The organism is Nocardioides sp. P4_G10, assembly GCF_056401175.1.
In genome coordinates, this window is record NZ_JBFUJV010000033.1 from 1 (window position 1) to 18,836 (window position 18,836).

The 18,836-nt window shown below is 71.9% G+C and carries 20 protein-coding genes; 15 read left to right on the plus strand and 5 right to left on the minus strand.

The genetic code is table 11. From position 1 onward, the window contains the following. On the plus strand, positions 1–179 hold a 179-nt coding region (locus AC1DP1_RS21960; RefSeq protein WP_477508673.1), incomplete at its 5' end, for an acyl-CoA dehydrogenase family protein. Between the two features lie 5 nt (positions 180–184). On the opposite strand, the gene AC1DP1_RS21965 is transcribed toward AC1DP1_RS21960, so the two are convergent. Then, the gene (locus AC1DP1_RS21965; protein ID WP_457191629.1) at positions 185–1,378 is read right to left on the minus strand and encodes an ROK family transcriptional regulator; all 1,194 of its coding nucleotides are present in this window, start codon (positions 1,376–1,378) and stop codon (positions 185–187) included. A 96-nt stretch (positions 1,379–1,474) separates the two neighbouring features. On the opposite strand from AC1DP1_RS21965, the gene AC1DP1_RS21970 reads away from it, so the two are divergent. From AC1DP1_RS21970 to AC1DP1_RS22010, 9 genes are all read left to right on the plus strand, one after another. Beyond that, positions 1,475–3,004 (plus strand): sugar ABC transporter ATP-binding protein, encoded by a 1,530-nt coding sequence (locus tag AC1DP1_RS21970; protein ID WP_477508646.1) that lies wholly within the window; start codon positions 1,475–1,477, stop codon positions 3,002–3,004. Beyond that, positions 3,001–4,104: an ABC transporter permease gene (locus AC1DP1_RS21975; RefSeq protein ID WP_477508647.1), complete on the plus strand. Its 1,104-nt coding sequence runs from the start codon at positions 3,001–3,003 to the stop codon at positions 4,102–4,104. Before AC1DP1_RS21970 ends, AC1DP1_RS21975 begins: the two co-directional genes overlap by 4 nt. After that, positions 4,101–5,213, plus strand: coding sequence for an ABC transporter permease (locus AC1DP1_RS21980; protein ID WP_477508648.1), 1,113 nt, complete (start codon positions 4,101–4,103; stop codon positions 5,211–5,213). The genes AC1DP1_RS21975 and AC1DP1_RS21980 overlap by 4 nt, the downstream gene beginning before the upstream one ends. Further along, complete coding sequence (locus AC1DP1_RS21985; RefSeq protein WP_477508649.1) at positions 5,213–6,466, plus strand: substrate-binding domain-containing protein; 1,254 nt, start codon at positions 5,213–5,215, stop codon at positions 6,464–6,466. The genes AC1DP1_RS21980 and AC1DP1_RS21985 overlap by 1 nt, the downstream gene beginning before the upstream one ends. 159 nt (positions 6,467–6,625) lie before the next feature. Then, positions 6,626–7,468, plus strand: a complete 843-nt coding sequence (locus AC1DP1_RS21990; RefSeq protein ID WP_477508650.1) for a sugar phosphate isomerase/epimerase family protein — start codon at positions 6,626–6,628, stop codon at positions 7,466–7,468. Positions 7,469–7,499: 31 nt separating this feature from the next. After that, entirely contained in the window at positions 7,500–8,660 is a 1,161-nt protein-coding gene (locus AC1DP1_RS21995) for a Gfo/Idh/MocA family protein (RefSeq protein ID WP_457191617.1), read from the plus strand. Beyond that, positions 8,660–9,670: a sugar phosphate isomerase/epimerase family protein gene (locus tag AC1DP1_RS22000; protein WP_457191615.1), complete on the plus strand. Its 1,011-nt coding sequence runs from the start codon at positions 8,660–8,662 to the stop codon at positions 9,668–9,670. The genes AC1DP1_RS21995 and AC1DP1_RS22000 overlap by 1 nt, the downstream gene beginning before the upstream one ends. A 34-nt stretch (positions 9,671–9,704) precedes the next feature. Then, positions 9,705–10,541 carry a DUF1707 SHOCT-like domain-containing protein gene (locus AC1DP1_RS22005; protein ID WP_477508651.1) on the plus strand — a complete coding sequence of 279 codons (837 nt, stop codon included), beginning with the start codon at positions 9,705–9,707 and terminating at the stop codon, positions 10,539–10,541. Positions 10,542–10,593: 52 nt separating this feature from the next. Next, entirely contained in the window at positions 10,594–11,625 is a 1,032-nt protein-coding gene (locus AC1DP1_RS22010) for a MaoC family dehydratase (protein WP_477508652.1), read from the plus strand. A 54-nt stretch (positions 11,626–11,679) separates the two neighbouring features. On the opposite strand, the gene AC1DP1_RS22015 is transcribed toward AC1DP1_RS22010, so the two are convergent. Next, entirely contained in the window at positions 11,680–12,855 is a 1,176-nt protein-coding gene (locus tag AC1DP1_RS22015; protein WP_477508653.1) for a hypothetical protein, read from the minus strand. Between the two features lie 36 nt (positions 12,856–12,891). On the opposite strand from AC1DP1_RS22015, the gene AC1DP1_RS22020 reads away from it, so the two are divergent. Further along, positions 12,892–13,704, plus strand: coding sequence for a class I SAM-dependent methyltransferase (locus tag AC1DP1_RS22020; RefSeq protein WP_477508654.1), 813 nt, complete (start codon positions 12,892–12,894; stop codon positions 13,702–13,704). 69 nt (positions 13,705–13,773) lie between these two features. Then, positions 13,774–13,959 carry a DUF5302 domain-containing protein gene (locus tag AC1DP1_RS22025; protein WP_191194958.1) on the plus strand — a complete coding sequence of 62 codons (186 nt, stop codon included), beginning with the start codon at positions 13,774–13,776 and terminating at the stop codon, positions 13,957–13,959. An 18-nt stretch (positions 13,960–13,977) separates the two neighbouring features. On the opposite strand, the gene AC1DP1_RS22030 is transcribed toward AC1DP1_RS22025, so the two are convergent. Next, positions 13,978–15,147, minus strand: coding sequence for an MFS transporter (locus AC1DP1_RS22030; RefSeq protein WP_477508655.1), 1,170 nt, complete (start codon positions 15,145–15,147; stop codon positions 13,978–13,980). Positions 15,148–15,196: 49 nt separating this feature from the next. Here AC1DP1_RS22030 and AC1DP1_RS22035 point away from each other — a divergent pair, with 49 nt between their 5' ends. Then, positions 15,197–15,778 (plus strand): histidine phosphatase family protein, encoded by a 582-nt coding sequence (locus AC1DP1_RS22035; protein WP_477508656.1) that lies wholly within the window; start codon positions 15,197–15,199, stop codon positions 15,776–15,778. Position 15,779: 1 nt separating this feature from the next. Continuing rightward, positions 15,780–16,625 (plus strand): PHP domain-containing protein, encoded by an 846-nt coding sequence (locus AC1DP1_RS22040; protein ID WP_477508657.1) that lies wholly within the window; start codon positions 15,780–15,782, stop codon positions 16,623–16,625. Between the two features lie 45 nt (positions 16,626–16,670). Here AC1DP1_RS22040 and AC1DP1_RS22045 read toward each other — a convergent pair whose 3' ends face one another. Next, a complete protein-coding gene (locus AC1DP1_RS22045; protein ID WP_477508658.1) occupies positions 16,671–17,168 on the minus strand; it encodes an N-acetyltransferase family protein in 498 nt (165 codons plus the stop codon). Continuing rightward, positions 17,165–17,917: an SDR family NAD(P)-dependent oxidoreductase gene (locus tag AC1DP1_RS22050; protein WP_477508659.1), complete on the minus strand. Its 753-nt coding sequence runs from the start codon at positions 17,915–17,917 to the stop codon at positions 17,165–17,167. Before AC1DP1_RS22050 ends, AC1DP1_RS22045 begins: the two co-directional genes overlap by 4 nt. A gap of 60 nt (positions 17,918–17,977) precedes the next feature. Between AC1DP1_RS22050 and AC1DP1_RS22055 the strand changes: the two genes are divergently transcribed. Continuing rightward, positions 17,978–18,829 carry a ParA family protein gene (locus tag AC1DP1_RS22055; protein ID WP_457191596.1) on the plus strand — a complete coding sequence of 284 codons (852 nt, stop codon included), beginning with the start codon at positions 17,978–17,980 and terminating at the stop codon, positions 18,827–18,829. The last annotated feature ends 7 nt before the right edge of the window (positions 18,830–18,836 follow it).

Below are 18,836 nucleotides of genomic sequence, written 5' to 3' on the forward strand. Positions count from 1 at the left end.
ACGCCAACGAGGTCGTCGAGGACGCCTTCCGCATCCACGGCGGCTACGGCTACTCCAAGGAGTACGAGATCGAACGCCTCATGCGCGAGGTCAAGTTCATGCTCATCGGCGAAGGCACCTCCGACATCCAGAAGATGATCATCGGCCGCTCGCTGCTCAAGGACTACCAGCTGCGCTGAGCGGGTCAGCGACCGCCGGTCGCCTCGGCCGCGGCGTCGGCGGCGGCCAGCGCCTCGCTGGCGGCCTCGACGGCGTCGGGGGAGAGGACGTGCTCGATCGCGAGCGCGGACGCTCCCAGCACCGCCGCCTCGCCGCCGGCGCGCGAGGTGACGATGCGCAGGTGCTCGGTGGCCAGCGGCAGCGACCGGTGGTAGACCGACTCGCGGATCCCGGCCAGGAGGTGCTCCCCGGCGCCCGCGACCTGGCCGCCGATGACGACCACCGACGGGTTGATCAGGTTGACCATGGTGGCGACGACCTCGCCGATGTCGCGCCCGGCCTGGCGCACGACGCCCATCGCGACCCGGCTTCCTGAGCGCACGAGCTCGACCACGTCGCCGCCGTTCTCGGCCTGCTCGCCCTGGGCGCGCACGGCGGCCGCGAGCGCGGGACCTGCTGCGACGGCCTCGAGGCAACCGGAGTTGCCGCACCGGCACGGCACGTCGTCGGCGCCGGGCACCCGGACGTGCCCGAGGTCGCCGGCCGTGCCCTGGGCGCCGCGCTGCAGGATGCCGCCGGACACGATGCCGGCGCCGATGCCGGTCGCGACCTTGATGAGAACGAGGTCGTCCACGTCGCGCAGGTGCCGCCGGCGCTCGCCCAGCGCCATGATGTTGACGTCGTTGTCGACGAGGACCGGCACCGGGTACTTCTCCTGCAGGTAGGCAGGCACGTCGAAGCGGTCCCAGCCGGGCATGATCGGCGGGTTGATGGGGCGCCCGGTGGAGTGCTCCACGGGGCCCGGGAGGCCGATGCCGATGGCGGCGAGGTCCTCGGCGGGGCGCTCGCTGGTCTCGAGGAGGTCGCGCACGGACTCCACGACCCAGGACAGGACCGCCTCGGGGCCGTCGGCGACCGCGATCTGCGCGTCGACCTCGCCGAGGATCGAGCCGTTGAGGTCGGTGAGGGCCGCGCTGGCGTGGGTCGCGCCCACGTCCACGCCGACCACGACCTTGGCGGTGGGGTTGAGGGCGAAGAGGGCCGGAGGACGGCCGCCGGTGGACCGGGCGCCGCCGAAGGGGGCGACCAGGCCGAGGCGCATGAGGGTGTCGATGCGGGCCGTGATCGTCGAGCGCGCCAGGCCCGTCGCTTCGGCCAGCTGGGCTCGCGTCCAGGGCCTTCCGTCACGGAGGAGATCGAAAAGCTCACCGGTTCGCACGGGCGGAGTCAAGCACATGCACGACTTTGCACGCCAGAGGTAACACTTTTGAGAGGTACTCGACAAAAGCCCGTGACGCGTGCCACAGTGTCGCCCGTGCCCCCGATCACCCCCGAGAACCACCCGGTCGAGAACGCCCTCGTCGCGACCGGGATGACGAAGAGCTTCTTCGGCAACACCGTGCTGGACGGTCTAGACCTGACCCTGCGCGCCGGTGAGGTCCACGGCCTCGTCGGCGAGAACGGCGCCGGCAAGTCGACGCTCATGAAGATGCTCGCCGGCGTCTACACACCCGACAGCGGCACGATCGTCGTCGGCGGCGACGAGGTGTCGTTCAGCCACCCGGTCCAGGCGCAGCGCGCCGGCGTGTCCACCGTGTTCCAGGAGTTCAACCTCCTCCTCGAGCGGACGATCGCCGAGAACATCTGGCTCGGTCGCGAGCCACGGCGCTTCGGCCGCTTCGGCCCGGTCGACACCGGCCGCATGCGCCGTGACACCGAGGAGCTGCTCACCGGCCTCGGCGTGGCCGGCCTGAGGGCCGGCACCCTCGTGCGCAACCTGTCGGTCGCCGAGCAGCAGGTCGTGGAGATCGCCAAGGCGGTGAGCTTCGACGCCAAGGTGATCCAGATGGACGAGCCGACGGCGGCGCTGGCCGACCACGAGGTCGAGCTCCTCTACTCGATCATCCGTCGCCTCACCGACCGTGGCGTCGCCATCGTCTACGTCTCGCACCGGCTCAAGGAGATCTTCGACCTCTGCACGACCATCACGATCCTCAAGGACGGCGAGCACGTGGCCACCCGGCCGGCCGCCGAGCTCTCCGAGGCCGAGCTCGTGCGCCTGATGGTCGGACGCCCGCTGACGACGTACTTCCCCAAGAAGCCCGTCGACGTCGCCGTCGGTGACGTGCGGCTGGCGCTGTCCGGTGTCGGGAACGGCTATGTCGACGACGTCTCGCTGGAGGTCCGCGCCGGCGAGATCGTCGGCATCGCGGGGCTGCAGGGCTCGGGTCGCACCGAGCTGCTCGAGACGGTCTTCGGCGTGCACCCCGTGTCGCGCGGCTCGATCGCCCTCGACGGGTCGCCCCTCAAGGTCAGCAGCCCTCGCCAGGGCGTGCGCGCCCGGCTCGCCTTCATCACCGAGGACCGCAAGGCCAAGGGCCTCGCGCTCAACCAGTCGATCCTCGACAACGCCCTCGGCGTGGTGCGCGCGGTCTTCCCGCGGCGAACCGGCACCGCGCGGCGGGACATGCCGGGCGTGCTGTCCGGTCTTGACGTCGCCGCCCACAGCCTGGGCCAGGAGGTCCAGTTCCTGTCCGGCGGCAACCAGCAGAAGGTGGTGCTCGCCCGCTGGCTGAGCATCGACCCGCTGGTCGTGCTGATGGACGAGCCCACCCGCGRCATCGACGTCGGCGCCAAGCACCGCGTCTACGAGCTGATGCGCGAGCTGACCCGTCAGGGCGTCGCCGTGCTGATGGTCTCCAGCGAGCTCCCCGAGGTGATCGGCATGTCCGACCGCATCCTCGTGATGCGTGACGGCCGGCTCGCCGGCGAGCTCTCGGCGGGTGCGAGCGAGGAAGCGGTGCTGGCGATGGCCACCGGAGCAGCGAGCGAGGAAGCAGCATGAGTGCCACCACCGACCCGGCCGCGAGCGTGGAGTCCCGCGACTCCGTACGCCGTCGGCGCGCCGCGCGACCGCGCGGTGCCAAGCAGCTCGACTCGACCGCACTGATCTACCTCGTGCTCGTCGGCGTCATCATCGTCTCGACCGTGCTCACGGCCCTCGAGGGCCGCAACTTCTTCAGCCAGGGCAACATCTGGGCCGTCCTCACCGCGATGAGCGTGCTCGGGCTGATCTCGATCGGCCAGACCCTCGTGATCCTGGTGGGCAGCCTGGACCTCTCGGTGCCCTACGTCGTCAGCCTCGCGACGGTGGTCGCGGCCGGCGGCATGAAGGGCCTCGACGGCAACATCCCCGCCGCGGTCTTCAACACCCTCGCCGTGTGCGCGGTGGTGGGCCTCGCGATGGGGCTGCTGGTCAGCGTCCTGCACGTCCACGGCTTCATCGCCAGCCTCGGCGTCGGCCTGATCGTGAGCGGCTACCTCGCCACCAACTACCAGGGCAGCCACGGCTCTGCGGCGCCCGACCTGAGGCTGCTGGGCCGCAGCGGGATCGTGGGCTGGATCCCCACCGCGTTCCTCGTCCTGCTCGCCTGTGCCGTCCTGGTGACGCTCATGCTGCGCTACACCCGGCTGGGTCACCACGTCTACGCCATCGGCGGCAACCGCGACGTCGCCCGCATGTCGGGTGTGCGGACCGTCCTGCCGGTGGTCTCGGCCCACGTGCTCTGCTCGGTGCTGGTCGGCCTCGCCGCACTGCTCCTGCTCTCGCGCACCGGCGTCGGGTCGCCGACGATCGGGTCGCAGGGCCGTTACGACCTGCTGTCCATCGCGGCGGTCGTGCTCGGCGGCACCCTGCTCGCCGGCGGCAAGGGCAGCGTGGTCGGCACGATGGGCGGCGTCGCGATCTTCGCCGTCCTCGACAGCGTCATGGGTGTCATGCAGGTCAACCCGTTCCTCAAGGACTTCATCCGCGGCCTGGTGATCGTGCTCGCCGTCGCCGTCTACGCCCGCCGCAGCGTCGTACGCCGTCCACCACGCTTCGGCAGCGGTAGCCGGCCCTCGCTGCCCGTCCCCGGATCGACCACGAAGGAGGAGACCGCATGAGCACCGCGACCTCCAGCCCCGAGGCCTCCGCGGCCGGCCGCACGCTCCCGCTCACCGAGGGCTCGCTCCCGCAGCGCCTCCTCCGTGGCGCGCTGACGCCGGGTGGGGCGGTGTTCATCCTGCTCGCCGTCCTCTTCATCGCCGTCGTCTGGGTCAACCCCTCCTTCGGCGAGCCGCCGCAGCTGATCCGCTTCATCGGCCGCACGGCGCCGATCGCCATCGCCGCGATGGGCCAGTACTACGTGATCGTCGCCGGCGAGTTCGACCTCTCGATGGGGGCGGTCATCGCGACCCAGGTCGTCATCGCGGGCAACTACATCGGCGACGACGAGAGCCGGGTGCTCCCGGCCATCGCGCTCATGCTGGTGATCGGCGTGGCCGTCGGCATCGTGAACGGACTGGGCACCACGATCCTGCAGGTGCCGAGCTTCATCGTCACCCTCGGCACCATGCTCGCCCTCGGCGGCCTGGTGAAGTACCTGACCGGTGGCGCGGCGACCGGCAACCCGGTCGACACGTTCCGAGAGATCGGCCGCGGCGGCATCCAGGACGTGCCCGTCCTCGACGTGCTGCCCTACTCCGTCATCATCCTCGTCGCCGTCGCCGCCGGCAGCTTCTGGCTGATGCGCTCACCGTTCGGCCGCACCCTGATCGCGACCGGTGACAACCCGGACGCCGCCGGCCTGGCCGGCGCGAAGGTCTGGTGGGTCAAGACGCGGGCGTTCATCCTGTCCTCGCTCTCGGCCACCATCGCCGGCATCCTCCTCGTCGGCTACGCAGGAGTGCACCCATCGGTCGGCGCCGGCTACGAGTTCCAGGCCATCACGGCTGTGGTCCTCGGCGGCGTCGTGCTGGGCGGCGGACGCGGCTGGGTGCTCTCGGCCGCCGCCGGCGCCTTCGCGCTGGAGCTGCTCTTCTCGTTCCTCAACTTCCAGGAGGTCGAGTCCACCTGGAGGAACACGGTCCAGGGCGTGATCATCATCCTCGCCGTCGCCGCCTCGGCGCGGGCGTGGTCCCTGGGTCGTCGTCCCCCCTCTCGGTCCACCCCAGCAGCACCTGCACCATCACCCACCACTGCCCGCCCGGGCACTGAAACAGGAGAAAACTGATGCGCCACAAGATCCACCGCGCGCCGATGGCAGTGGCCTCGGCCCTGCTGCTCGGGGTGTTCGCCACCTCGTGCAGCACCGAGGACCCGACCGACTCCACGTCGGGCACCGACGAGAGCTCGGAGACGTCCGAGTCCCCCGAGGCGTCGGAGGAGGAGGGCTCGGGCGACGAGCAGGAATGGTTCGACCAGGCCGTCTACGACGAGCAGTACGAGCAGCGCTCGGCGACGTTCGAGGGTGACCCCGAGACCCCCTACCTCCAGTACATCGACGGCGAGATGACCGACACGTCGGACTACAAGGCCAACGGTGAGATGAAGGCGTGCTTCGCCAACGCCTCGATCTCGAACCCGTGGCGCCAGACCGGCTGGATCACCATGAACCAGCAGCTCAAGGACCTCCAGGACAAGGGTGTCATCTCCGAGATGGAGACCCGCGACGCCGGTGACGACGACAACACCCAGATCGCCGACATCGACTACTTCATCTCCGAGGGCGACTGTGACGCCTTCATCATCTCGCCCAACTCCACCGCCGCGATGACCGACGCGGTCGAGCGCGCGTGCGAGACCGGCAAGCCCGTCGTGGTCTTCGACCGCGGCGTGGAGACCGACTGCGCCACCACCTTCATCCACCCGATCGGTGGCTTCGCGTGGGGCATCGACACCGCCGAGTTCCTCATCGACAACCTCGACGAGGGCGACAAGGTCGTCGCGCTGCGCATCCTGCCCGGTGTCGACGTGCTCGAGCAGCGCTGGGCGGCTGCCGAGAAGCTCTTCGAGGAGAACGGCATCGAGGCGGTCGACTACTTCACCGGTGCCGACCCGACCGAGATCAAGAAGATCATCACCGACGAGCTCGGCAAGGGCGAGGTCCAGGGCGTCTGGATGGACGCCGGTGACGGCGCTGCCGCCGCCATCGAGGCCTTCGAGGACTTCGGTGCCGACTACCCGGTCATGACCGGCGAGGACGAGATGACCTTCCTGCGCAAGTGGGAGGAGACCGGGCTGACCGGCCTGGCGCCCGTCTACTCCAACTTCCAGTGGCGCACCCCGCTCCTCGCGCTCGAGAAGATCTTCGCCGGCGAGGAGGTCCCGAAGGAGTGGGTCCTCCCGCAGACCCCGATCACCGAGGACGAGCGCGCCGACTACCTCGAGGCCAACGACGGCATGCCCGACGGCCACTACGCCAAGTTCGGTGGCGAGGACCTCGTCGGTTACCCCGAGGTCTGGCAGGAGCGCGAGATCCCCTGATCCGGCCCTGAACCGGATCACGTCGTGATCTGATCCACCCGTCGGTGGGCCGGGCKCGCCCGGCCCACCGACACCTGTCCCCGCACCACCCCAGAACGCACCCAACACGCACCCAGCACCGCACCCCAACACGGCACACCGCCCCGGAAGGACCGCTCCATGCGCGAGATCGGCGTCAACACGTGGGTCTGGACCTCGCCGCTCACCGACGCGGGCGTGGCCGACATGCTGCGACGGATCGCCGGCATGGGCTTCGACGCCGTCGAGCTCCCACTGGAGAACGCCGGCGACCTCACCGTCCCCGTCGTGTCCGACGTGCTCGCCGAGACCGGCCTGACGCCGTGCGTCGTCGGAGCGATGGCCCCGGGACGCGACCTCGTCGACGCGTCGTGCGTCGCCGACACCCAGGACTACCTCCGCGCCTGCATCGACTTCGCCGCCGGCATCGGCGCGCGGTCGGTGTGCGGCCCGTTCTACGCCTCGACCGGCCGCGTCTGGCGGATGGACACCGACCAGCGGCAAACGGCGTACGACGACCTCCGCACGCACCTCGCACCAGTGGTCGACCACGCGGTCGCGCAGGGCGTCCGGCTCGGGATCGAGCCGCTCAACCGTTACGAGACCTCTCTGGTCAACACCGTCGACCAGGCCCTGACCGCCCTCGAGCCGTTGCTCGGCGAGGGACTCGGCCTGGCCCTGGACAGCTACCACCTCAACATCGAGGAGCGGTCCAGCGCGGGCGCGATCCGGGCCGCCGGTCAGCACCTGGCGCACGTCCAGGTCTGCGGCAGCGACCGTGGCGCGCCGGGCGGCGACCAGACAGACTGGAAGGCCTTGGTGTCCGCCCTCGACGACGTCGGCTACGACGGCCCCCTCGTCATCGAGAGCTTCACCGCAGACAACGCATCCATCGCCACGGCCGCCTCCATCTGGCGTCCGCTGGCACCCACCCAGGACGAGCTCGCCCGAGACGGCTTGTCCTTCCTCCGGTCCCTCGCCTGAGCGACCGTCCCCCGCAAGTCAGGAGAAGCACGTGACCAGCACACCCAGCGCATCGGGCGCCGCCGGGTCCCCGGGAGTCGCCGTCATCGGATACGCCTTCATGGGCAAGGCGCACTCCCACGCGTGGCGCAACGTCGCGGCCCTGCGCCCCGGCGCTCCCGGCGTACGCCAGCAGGTGCTGGTCGGTCGTGACGCGGACGCCGTGGCGGCCGCGGCCGGGCAGTACGGCTGGACCGAGTCGGCCACCGACTGGCGTGAGGTCCTGGACCGCGACGACATCGACATCGTCGACGTGTGCGTCCCCGGGCACCTGCACGCCGAGGTGGCGATCGCCGCCCTCGAGGCAGGCAAGCACGTGATCGCCGAGAAGCCGCTGGCCAACACGATGGCCGAGGCGGAGAAGATGGTCGCCACCGCGAAGGCCGCCCGCGAGCGCGGCGTGCACTCGATGGTCGGCTTCAACTACCGGCGCGTGCCGGCGCTCGCGCTGGCCAAGCGACACATCGCCGCGGGCCGTCTCGGCGACGTGCGGCAGGTGCGCGTCTCCTACCTGCAGGACTGGCTCGCCGACGACGCTGCCCCGATGACCTGGCGGCTGCGCCGCGAGCTCGCCGGTTCCGGCGCGCTGGGCGACCTGGCCTCCCACGCCGTCGACCAGGTGCGCTTCCTGCTCGGCCAGGAGGTCACCGCCGTCAACGCGATCACTCACACCTTCGTCCCGCAGCGCACCGGCGCCGACGGCCCCGAGGAGGTCACCGTCGACGACGCCGCGTGGGGCACCCTGCGCACCGACGGCGGTGCCGTGGTCAGCCTCGAGGTCACCCGCATGGCGACCGCCCGCAAGAACGCCCTCGGCATCGAGGTCTACGGCAGCAACGGCGCCCTGCGCTTCGACCTCGAGTCGCTCAACCACCTCGACGTCTGCCTCGACGGCGCCGACAGCTTCAGCCGGGAGCTCGTGACCGAGCAGGACGACCCCTACATCGACGGCTGGTGGCCGCCCGGGCACGTCCTCGGCTGGGACGCCACCTTCACCAACCAGGCCTCCGACTTCCTCGCCGCGCTCGCCGCGGGTCGGGAGCCCACGCCGTCGTTCGAGGACGGGATCGCCGTCCAGCGCGTCCTGGCCGCGATCGAGGCCAGCTCCGCACGCGGTGGCAGCTGCGTCGAGGTCGACGGGGGCCCGATCTGATGGGTCGCCCGTTCACCCTCTTCACCGGCCAGTGGGTCGACCTGCCCCTGGAGGAGGTGGCCCGGCTCGCCTCCGAGTGGGGCTACGACGGCCTCGAGGTGGCCGTCTCCGGCGAGCACCTCGACGCGTGGCGCTGGGACGACGCGGACTACGTCGCCGAGCGGCTCGGCATCCTGGAGAAGCACGGCCTCCAGCTGCACGCCATCTCCAACCACCTCACCGGCCAGGCGATCTGCGACGACCCGATCGACTTCCGGCACCAGGCCATCGTCCGCGACCACGTGTGGGGCGACGGCGACCCGGAGGGCGTGCGCCGGCGCGCCGCCGAGGAGATGAAGCTGACCGCCCGGCTCGCGCAGAAGCTCGGCGTGAAGACCGTCGTCGGCTTCACCGGGTCCTCCATCTGGCAGTACGTCGCGATGTTCCCGCCCGTCCCCGCGGAGCGGATCGAGGCCGGCTACCAGGACTTCGCCGACCGGTGGAACCCGATCCTCGACGTCTTCGACGAGTGCGGCGTGCGCTTCGCCCATGAGGTGCACCCCTCCGAGATCGCCTACGACTACTGGACCACCCGGCGTGCGCTCGACGCGATCGACAACCGTCCGGCGTTCGGCATCAACTGGGACCCCAGCCACATGATGTGGCAGGGCATCGACCCGGTCGCGTTCATCTCCGACTTCGCCGACCGGATCTACCACGTCGACTGCAAGGACACCCGGATGCGGATGGGTGGGGGCCGCAACGGCATCCTCTCCTCGCACCTGCCGTGGGACGACCAGCGCCGCGGCTGGACCTTCGTGTCCACCGGCCACGGCGACATCCCGTGGGAGGACTGCTTCCGCGCCCTCACCGCGATCGGCTACGACGGCCCCATCTCGGTGGAGTGGGAGGACGCCGGCATGGACCGCCTGCGCGGTGCCCCCGAGGCGCTCGAGCGCCTGCGGGCGCTCGACTTCGAGCCGCCTGCGCAGTCCTTCGACGCCGCCTTCAGCAAGCAGTCGGAGGGCTGAGCAAGGGCGGCTCCGCTCACCTACACTCCTGCGCGTGGGGGACTTCCGGGCGCGTGACGCCGATCGCGACCGCTACGTCGACGTCATCGAGGCGGCGTACGTCGACGGGCAGCTGGGGGAGCAGGACCGCGAGCTGCGGGTGTCGCGGGCGCTGGTCGCCGAGACGCTCGACGAGCTCGAGGGCCTGACCCGGGACCTGCAGAACCGACCCGTGCCGGCGAGCCCACGCACGTCGACGCCCGTCGCCCCTGGCCCTGCCCGTCAGGCCGTGCCTTCCAGCATCAGTGCCGGAAAGGTGCTCGGGACCGCCGCAGCCGTGCTCGTGGGCCTCGGCGTCCTCGCGGTGCTTGCCGCTGGGCAGTCCGCTCAGCAGCCGTCCGAGTACTCCATGCCGACTCCGAGGGGGATGACCGGCTCGGTCGACTCGCCCGGCTTCACCTTGAAGGCGGCGTCGGTGCGCGACTTCGTGGATTCCTACCAGGCCCGGTTCGGCTCCCTCGAGCCCTACGAGGTCACCTTCTTCCCCCGCCGCGTGGTCGTGCAGGTGCCGCTGCCCGGCCCGAGTCCACGGTTCGAGGTCTGGTCCTGGGCCGGCACGTGGACCAAGGACGCCGATCAGTCCGCTCTGGTCGAGCCGCACGCGCGGGTGGACCTGGCCGACCTCGACGCCGACCGGCTCGTGGACAACATCCGGACCGCCAGGGGGGCCCTCCGGGTGGAGCAGGGTCGGCTCGGGCGTGCCGTGCTGAGCCGGAGCGGCGACGACCCGGCCGTCGTCACCATCCGCATCACCAACCAGTTCAACGAGACCGGGTCCCTGACGACGGCGCCGAGCGGCGAGATCCTCGGCCGCGAGCCACACGCACGGTGACACATCCCACGTCGAGGCCCCATGAGCCTCGGCGTGCGGCACCATGTCGGCCATGAAGACCAACGCCGGCAACTACTTCGAGGACTTCTCCGTCGGGCAGGTCATCGAGCACGCCACCCCGCGCACGGTCACCGAGGGTGACCGTGCGCTCTACGGCGCGATCTACCCGACGCGGTTCGCCGTCCCGTCGTCGGCGGAGTTCGCGGCGTCGGTCGGGCTCACGGCCCACCCGGTCGAGGAGCTGATCGGCTTCCACGTCGCGTTCGGCAAGACGGTGCCCGACGTCTCGATCAACGCGGTGGCCAACCTCGGCTACGCGGAGTGCCGCTTCCACGTGCCGGTCGCGCCGGGTGACACCCTCCGCACCCGCTCGGAGGTCATCGGCCTCAAGCAGAACTCCAGCGGCCGCACCGGGGTGGTCTGGGTGCGGTCGACCGCCACCAACCAGCGCGGCGAGGTCGCGATCGACTGGGCCCGCTGGGTGATGGTGCACAAGCGGTCGGCCGACTCGCCCGCTTCCGAGACCGTCGTGCCGTCGCTCGCGGACGTCGTCGCGCCCGAGGACCTGGTGGTGCCCGCCGGCCTCGACTTCTCGGCGTACGACGTCGTGGCCGCCGGCGAGCCGCACCGGCTCGGCGACTACGAGGTGGGGGAGCGGATCGACCACGTCGACGGCGTGACGCTCACCGACGCCGAGCACATGATGGCCACCCGGCTGTGGCAGAACACCGCCAAGGTGCACTTCAACACCGACGCGCGTCCCGACGGCCGGCGGCTCGTCTACGGCGGCCACGTCATCTCGCTCGCGCGGGCGCTGTCCTTCAACGGCCTGGCCAACGCCCAGCTCGTCTCCGCGATCAACGCCGGCGCCCACGTCGCCCCGGCGTTCGCCGGCGACACCGTCCACGCCTGGTCCGAGGTGCTCGACACCGCGATCCTCGACGCACCCGGCGTCGGGGCACTGCGCCTGCGGCTGGTCGCCACCCGCGGGCGCGACGAGTCGATGACGCTGCGCGGCGACGACGGGACGTACGCCGACGGGGTCCTGCTCGACCTCGACTGCTGGGCGCTCGTCCCGCGCTGAGCCCTCGCTCGGCGGGGTGTCAGGGGCATCCCCGGCCACCGGAGTGCCCGTGGCTCACCGCTGGTCGGTGAGCCGACGCAGGACACGCCCGAGGGCGGTGCCTGAGCCACTTCCGGGAGCCTCGGAAGGTGGCTGGGACACCGCTCGGTCGGGCGCCACCGGCGACACGCGGCCGAGCAGGTCGTCGGCGATCAGGCCGACGGCCTCCTCGAGCGACGCGGGCTCGGAGTCGGCGCCGAGGCGCGGCAGGACCGTCCGGGCCGCCGCGAGAAGCTCCTCGTCGGTCGCGTCGTCGGGGGTGCGGCCGTCGCGGAGCGGCGCCGGCAGCAGGTCGTCGAGGTCGCCCACGACGTCGTACGAGCTGGCGCGGAGGTCGGCGACGATCGCCGCCGCGCGCTCGTGCACCCAGGCGTGGTGCCGGGCGGGCAGGACGAACGACTCGCGGACCGCCGAGCCGACGAGCGCCTCGGGGACGAACGTCCCCTTCACGTGGCGGGTCAGCTCGGGGGACCGCTCGGACCGTGGCAGCCGCTCGTTGATCCGTCGCAGGAGCTCCGCCTCGACCAGGCCGAGGGAGGCATTGGGGCGCTCGGCCTCGGTGTCGAGACCGGCCACGTCGACGCCGAGGACCGAGGCGGTGCGCAGCCACAGCTCCTCGCGCGGCGCGCCGGGAGGAGGTACGACGACGAGGTGGGCGCGCTCGTGGGGGAGGCCGGCGGACCAGAGCTCGAGGATCGCGGGCACGTCCTGGTAGCGCCAGAACTTCTGGTCGTCCTCGTCGCGACGGACCGTGGCGAGGAAGCGGCGGTAGGCCTGCCGGGCGCCCATCTTGACCCGCTGCTGCCACGCCGAGGGCAGCACCCGTCCGAGGTCGCGGGCCGTGACGACCACGTGGACCTCGTCCGCGGCGGCAGCGAGGTCGTCGAGCGCGGCCCTCGCCGCCTCGGCGGGGGAGTCGGCGAAGTGCTCGTTGGTGAGCAGCACGTCGCCAGGCCAGTGCCGCGCCTCCTCGACGAGGCGCCGCCAGGCGTCGCGCTCGCGGTCGACGAGCGTCTCGACGACGGCGGTCATGCCCTTGACGACGGCGGCTGCGGCGAAGTGGTCGCGGCGCGCGCCGGGCAGCAGCAGCCCGCGGCCGCGGAGCTCGTCGCGGTGTCGCCACCAGAGGTCCTGCAGGAAGGAGGTCCCCGACTTCGCCGTGCCGACGTGGAGGAACACGCGGCGAGCCATGCGGGTGACCCTACTGGGTGGCGGCAGACTCGGTCCGTGGCCTGGGATCGCACCTTCTTCTACGACACCTACCCGCGGCTGGAGGCGGCCTTCTCGGCGCGCCTCGACGAGAGCCTCGCACCGCGGGACCCGTCGGTGCTGCTCCAGGTGGTGCGCGAGCTCGACCTGCGCCCCGACAGCCGGGTCGTCGACGTCGGGTGCGGCGAGGGCGCCCACGCCGTCCGGCTCGCGACCCACTTCGGCTTCCGCGTCCTGGGCGTCGACCCGGTGCAGCGCCACCTCGACCTCGCCCGCGCCGCCCGTCGCGACCTCGTGCCCGACATCTCCTCCCGGCTCGCGTTCGAGCGCGGCACGGCCACGGACCTGCCGGTGGCCGACGCCACGCTCGACCTGGTGTGGTGCCGCGACGTGATGGTCCACGTCGAGCATCCCGACGACGCGTTCGCGGAGTTCGCCCGCGTGCTGCGACCCGGCGGGCACGTCGTGGCGTTCCAGGCCGTCGCGACCGACCTGCTCGGCGACGAGGAGGCCGACTGGCTCTTCGACGTCATGGGCGTGGTGCCCGCCTCCGCCGACCCGCGGGTCGTCGACGACGCGATCGCCCGGTCGGGGCTGCACGTGATCGACACCATCGACCTCTCCACCGAGTGGGGCGAGTGGTCGCAGGAGCAGGACGGCAGCGGGGGCCGCGCGCTCCTTCACCTGGCGCGGTTGCTGCGCGAGCCCGAGCGCTACCGGGCCGAGTTCGGGGACGCGGCGTACGACGTGATGCTGGGCGACTGCCGCTGGCAGGTCTACCGGACGATGGGCAAGCTCGGCGCGCGGATCGACGTGCTGCGCAAGGGTTAACCGCTCGACCCTGCTTGCCGGGTTTGACAGGGTGGGGGTTCCGACCGTTCATCGATCCAGGAGGACCTCATGGCCGATCAGGACCCCAACGCCGACATCAAGGCGAAGATGCGGGAGGCCCTCGATCGCAAGAAGGGCCACGACCACCCGGACGACAGTGCGGGCTCGCGGGAGAAGGCGCACGGCTCCGAGGTCAACGACAAGAACGTCGCCAAGCCGATGCACCGACGCAAGGCCGGTGGCGGCGGCGTCTGAGGCCGTCCCGCCCGAGTCCTAGCGCGCGCCGGCGGGCACCTCGTCCGCCGGCGCGAACGCCTTCGCCAGCCAGAACAGGGCCACCACCAGCACGAGAGGCACGGCGAAGCCGATCCTCAGCGAGCTGGAGCCGACGGCCCCCGTCATGACGGCGCCGAGCAGCGCACCGGCGTAGTTGAACTGGTTGAAGCGCGCCACCACGGCGTCGACCCGGGCTCGCCGCGTCGCCGGGTCGGCGTCCCGGCCGGCCAGCGCCGCGGCGGCCGAGAAGCTCAGTGGCGCCACGACCGCCACCCCGCAGCCCAGCAGCGTGAACCCGAGCACCGCGACCGGCCACGACGGTGCGGCGACCACCACGGTGAGCGCGACGAGGGCGATTGCCGCCCCGACCCGCACCAGGCGGACCGCGCCGACCTGCTCGGTCAGGCGGTCACCGGCGAGACGCACCACGCCGCTCGCCACGAGGTAGGGGAGCGTGGCCAGGGCGACCAGGTCCTCGGGGGCGTCGAAGACGTCGTCGAGGTAGACCGGTCCCCAGGTCGCCGCGGCAGTGTCGACGGTGTAGAAGGCGACGAGCGCCAGCCCGACCATCACGATCGCCCGCCACGGCACGTCCGTCTCCGTGGTGGTGGCAGGACCGCCGTGGTCGCGACGGAGGTACGGCGCCATCGTGGCAGCGAGCGGGAGCGCGGCGACCAGCGCGACCGCGGACCAGGGGACGTCCCCGGTGGCCAGGGTGACGACGGCGCCGACGATGCCGCCCATCGTCCACGCCCCGTGGCACGACGGCAGCACGACCCGGCCCCACCGGTGCTCGAGGGCCACCGCCTGCATGTTGCCCGTGGCGTCGACGAGCCCGAGCCCCACGCCGTACGCCGCGAGCCCGACGACGAAGACCGGTCGGGTGGGGGCGAGGACGGTCACCGCCACCGACACCGCGACGACCAGCAGCCCGGCGCGGAGGACCACGGCACTGTCGAGGCGCGGGGCGAGCCGCTCGGCGACGAGCGACCCCACCCCGGCGAGGAGCACCATCATCAGCAGGACGCCCGAGAGCGCGAGCTCGCCGAGGTCCCACCTGTCCTGGAACCGGGGCAGCCGGGTGGTCAGGCTGATGAACACCAGGCCCTGCACGGCGAACGCCGCAGCGATCGCGCGTCGCGCCCGGCGGAGGTCGGCGGTCGTCATGCCGAGCATCGTGACAGCCCCGCCCGGCGCCCGTGGCAGACTCGCGGACATGACCTCCGGTGGCGCGAACTCCGATGGCCCCGAGCTCTGGGTGGTCCGGCACGGTGAGACGGAGTGGAGCCGCGACGGTCGGCACACCTCGGTGACCGACCTGCCGCTCACCGAGACCGGTGAGGAGGGCGCGAAGGCGCTCGCGTCCCGGCTGGCCGAGGTCGAGTTCGACCTCGTCCTGACGAGCCCGCGGCAGCGTGCGCGTCGTACGGCCGCGCTGGCCGGGTTCCCCGACGCCGCTGTCGACGAGGACCTCGTCGAGTGGGCCTACGGCGACTACGAGGGCGTGACCACCGCGGAGATCCGCGAGGACGTGCCCGGGTGGACGATCTGGACGCACCCCGCGCCGGGCGGCGAGACCGCCGACGAGGTCTCGGCCCGCCTGGACCGCGTCGTGGCGCGGGCGCGGGAGCACGACCGCACCCTCGTCTTCGCCCACGGCCACTCGCTGCGCGTGCTGACCGCACGCTGGGTCGAGCAGCCGGCCGACGTGGGCCGGTTCTTCAAGCTCGACACCTCGACCGTGTCGGTGCTGGGCTTCGAGCGCGACCACCCGGCGCTGCTGAAGTGGAACAGCTGACGTGCGGATCGACCTCCACACGCACTCCTCCGCCAGCGACGGCACCGACACCCCGGGAGACCTGGTGCGCGAGGCCGCAGCCGCCGGCCTCGACGTCGTCGCGCTGACCGACCACGACGCCATGTCCGGCTGGGCCGAGGCGCAGGAGGTGGCCGACAAGGTCGGCATCACGCTCGTCCCGGGCCTCGAGATCAGCACGCGCTTCGGCCACCGGGGCGTGCACCTCCTGGGCTACCTGCCCGACCCGACGGACCCGGCGCTGGTGCTCGAGCTCGACCGGATCCTCGAGGGGCGCACCGCGCGGACGCCGGCCATCGTCGCGGCCCTCCGCGCGCACGGCGTCGACATCACCGAGGACGACGTACGCCGTGAGTCCGGGGGCTCGGTCGCGGCGGGACGCCCGCACGTGGCCGACGCCCTCGCCCGGCTCGGCGTGGTCCGGGACCGCACCGAGGCGTTCGCGACGCTGCTGAGCCCGGGGCAGCCGGGCTACGTCAACCGCTACGCGTCCGCGCTCGAGGACATGATCCCGATCATCACCGGCGCCGGCGGCGTGCCCGTGATCGCCCACCCGTGGGGGAGGCGCGGCGGCACCGTGCTCGACGAGACCGCGCTCGCCATGCTGAAGGACCTCGGCCTCGCCGGGATCGAGGTCGACCACCAGGACCACCCCCCGGAGCTGCGCGAGCGGCTGCGCGGCATCGCCGCCGACCTCGACCTCGTCGCCACCGGGAGCAGTGACCACCACGGCCTCGGCAAGGTCGACCACGACCTGGGCGTCAACACGACCGACCCCGAGCAGTACGAGCGGCTGCTCTCGCTGGCCGGCAACCCGCTCGGTGGCTGAGCTGCCCGACGGCCTCCGCGATCGTCCTGTCGCTGCGCCGCGGCGTCAGCCTGACGTCGAGCCACGCACCATCCGCCGCTCGAGCCCGACGTCCTCGGGCTTGGTCGCGCCGTCGAAGGCGAACCCGTGGCGCTCGTAGAAGCCGATCGCCCGGAGGTTGCCGTCGAGGACCCAGAGGTAGGCGGGCGAGTCGCCGATCGCCGCATCGAGGAGGGCGTGCCCGACCCCGGTGCCGTACGACGACGCCCGCACGTAGAGCGCCATCAGCTCGAGCGGGGGGAGGCCGTCGTCGGGGTCGCGGCCACCGCCGGTGCTGGAGAAGCCCAGCAGTCGGCCGTCGGGCGACCACGCGAGCAGGTTGTCGCTCGAGCCGTTGGCGATGATGCCGCTCCAGCTCGCGACCCGCTCGTCGCGGCGCGAGCGACGGTCGGCGAACACCCACGCGGGCATGAGGGCGGCGTAGGCCTCCTCCCAGACGTCGAGGTGGAGGTCGGCCAGCTGCTCGGCGTCGCCGACGAGAGGGGGTGCGATGCGCACCGTCACCGGCGGCCCACGCCCTGCGTGAGCCGGAGGACGCGGTTCGGGATGGCGGTCGTCAGCACCCGGATCGCCTTGTACTGCGCACCGGGGACCGAGTAGGCGCGACCCTTCTCGAAGTCCTCGAGCGACGTGCGGACCAGGAAGTCTGCGTCGAGCCACATGAAGCCCTCGCCACGCTTGACCTGCATCCGCTGGTGGAACTCGGTCTTGGTGAACCCCGGGCACAGGGCCATCACCTTCACGCCGCGCGACTTGTACTCCAGGTGCGCCCACTCGCTGAAGCTGTTGACCCATGCCTTCGACGCCGAGTAGGTGCCGCGGGGGAGGAAGGCCGCGACACTGGAGACGTTGATGATGCCGCCGTGGCCGCGCTCGGCCATCGCCCCGAGCGCGGCGTGGCTCAGCCGCAGCACCGCGGTGACGAGGACCTCGAGCATCGCGGTCTCGTCGTCGGCGGTGTTGTCGAGGAAGCGCTTCTTCAGCCCGAAGCCGGCGTTGTTGACCAGCAGGTCCACCGGTCGGTCGTGGTCGGCCACGCGGGCCTCGACCGTGGCGAGCTGGTCACGGTCGGTGAGGTCGGCGACCAGCACCTCGACCTGGACCTGGTGGGTGCGCCGCAGCTCCTCGGCCACCTCCTCGAGGCGGGCGGAGTCGCGCGCCACGAGGACGAGGTCGTCGCCGCGGGCGGCGAGCTGGACGGCGTACTCGTGGCCGATGCCGGCGGTCGCGCCGGTGATCAGTGAAGTGCTCATGCCACCAGCATTTCAGGACCGCCCCACCCTCCGCGAGCCCGTCCGGCACAATTGCCGGCAATGAGCACCAAGAGCCGGGGAGCGGCCCCCGTCACGCTGGCCGTCGCCAACCAGAAGGGCGGGGTCGCCAAGACCACGTCCGTCGCCTCGATCGGCGCCGCGCTGGCCGAGCTCGGGCACCGCGTGCTGCTGGTCGACCTCGACCCGCAGGCCTGCCTGACCTTCTCCCTCGGCATCGACCCCGAGGACCTCGAGACCTCGGTCCACCACGTCCTGACCCAGGGCGTCGACCCGATCGAGGTCATCATCGAGACCGAGGAGGGCGTCGACGTCCTGCCGGCCACGATCGAGCTGGCCCGCGCCGAGGCCGACCTCCTGACCCGCACCGGGCGCGAGCACGTCATCAAGGGCGCCCTCGAGCAGCTGGCCGAGGACCTCGAGGACTCCGAGGAGGGGGCCTACGACTGGGTGCTGCTCGACTGCCCGCCCTCGCTCGGCGTGCTGACGGTCGCCGCGCTCACCGCCGCCGACGGCGTGCTGATCCCGCTGCAGTGCGAGACGCTCTCGCACCGCGGCGTGGGCCAGCTGCTCGACACCGTCCACGACGTGCGCCGCTTCACCAACCGCGGGCTCGAGGTCTGGGGCGTGCTGCCGACGCTCTACGACGGCCGCACCAACCACTCCCGCACGGTGCTGGAGACGATCAGCGAGACCTACGACCTCGAGGTCGTCGAGCCGCCGATCCCCAAGACGATCAAGTTCGCCGAGGCCCCGGCCGCCGGCCGGTCGATCCTCGCCACGAGTCGCAGCAGCAAGGGTGCCAACGCCTACCGCGAGGTCGCCCGGAACCTCGTCGAGCGGGCCTCCCGCCCCAAGAAGAAGGTGGCGAAGAAGCCCGCTCGCGCGAAGTAGTGGCCCG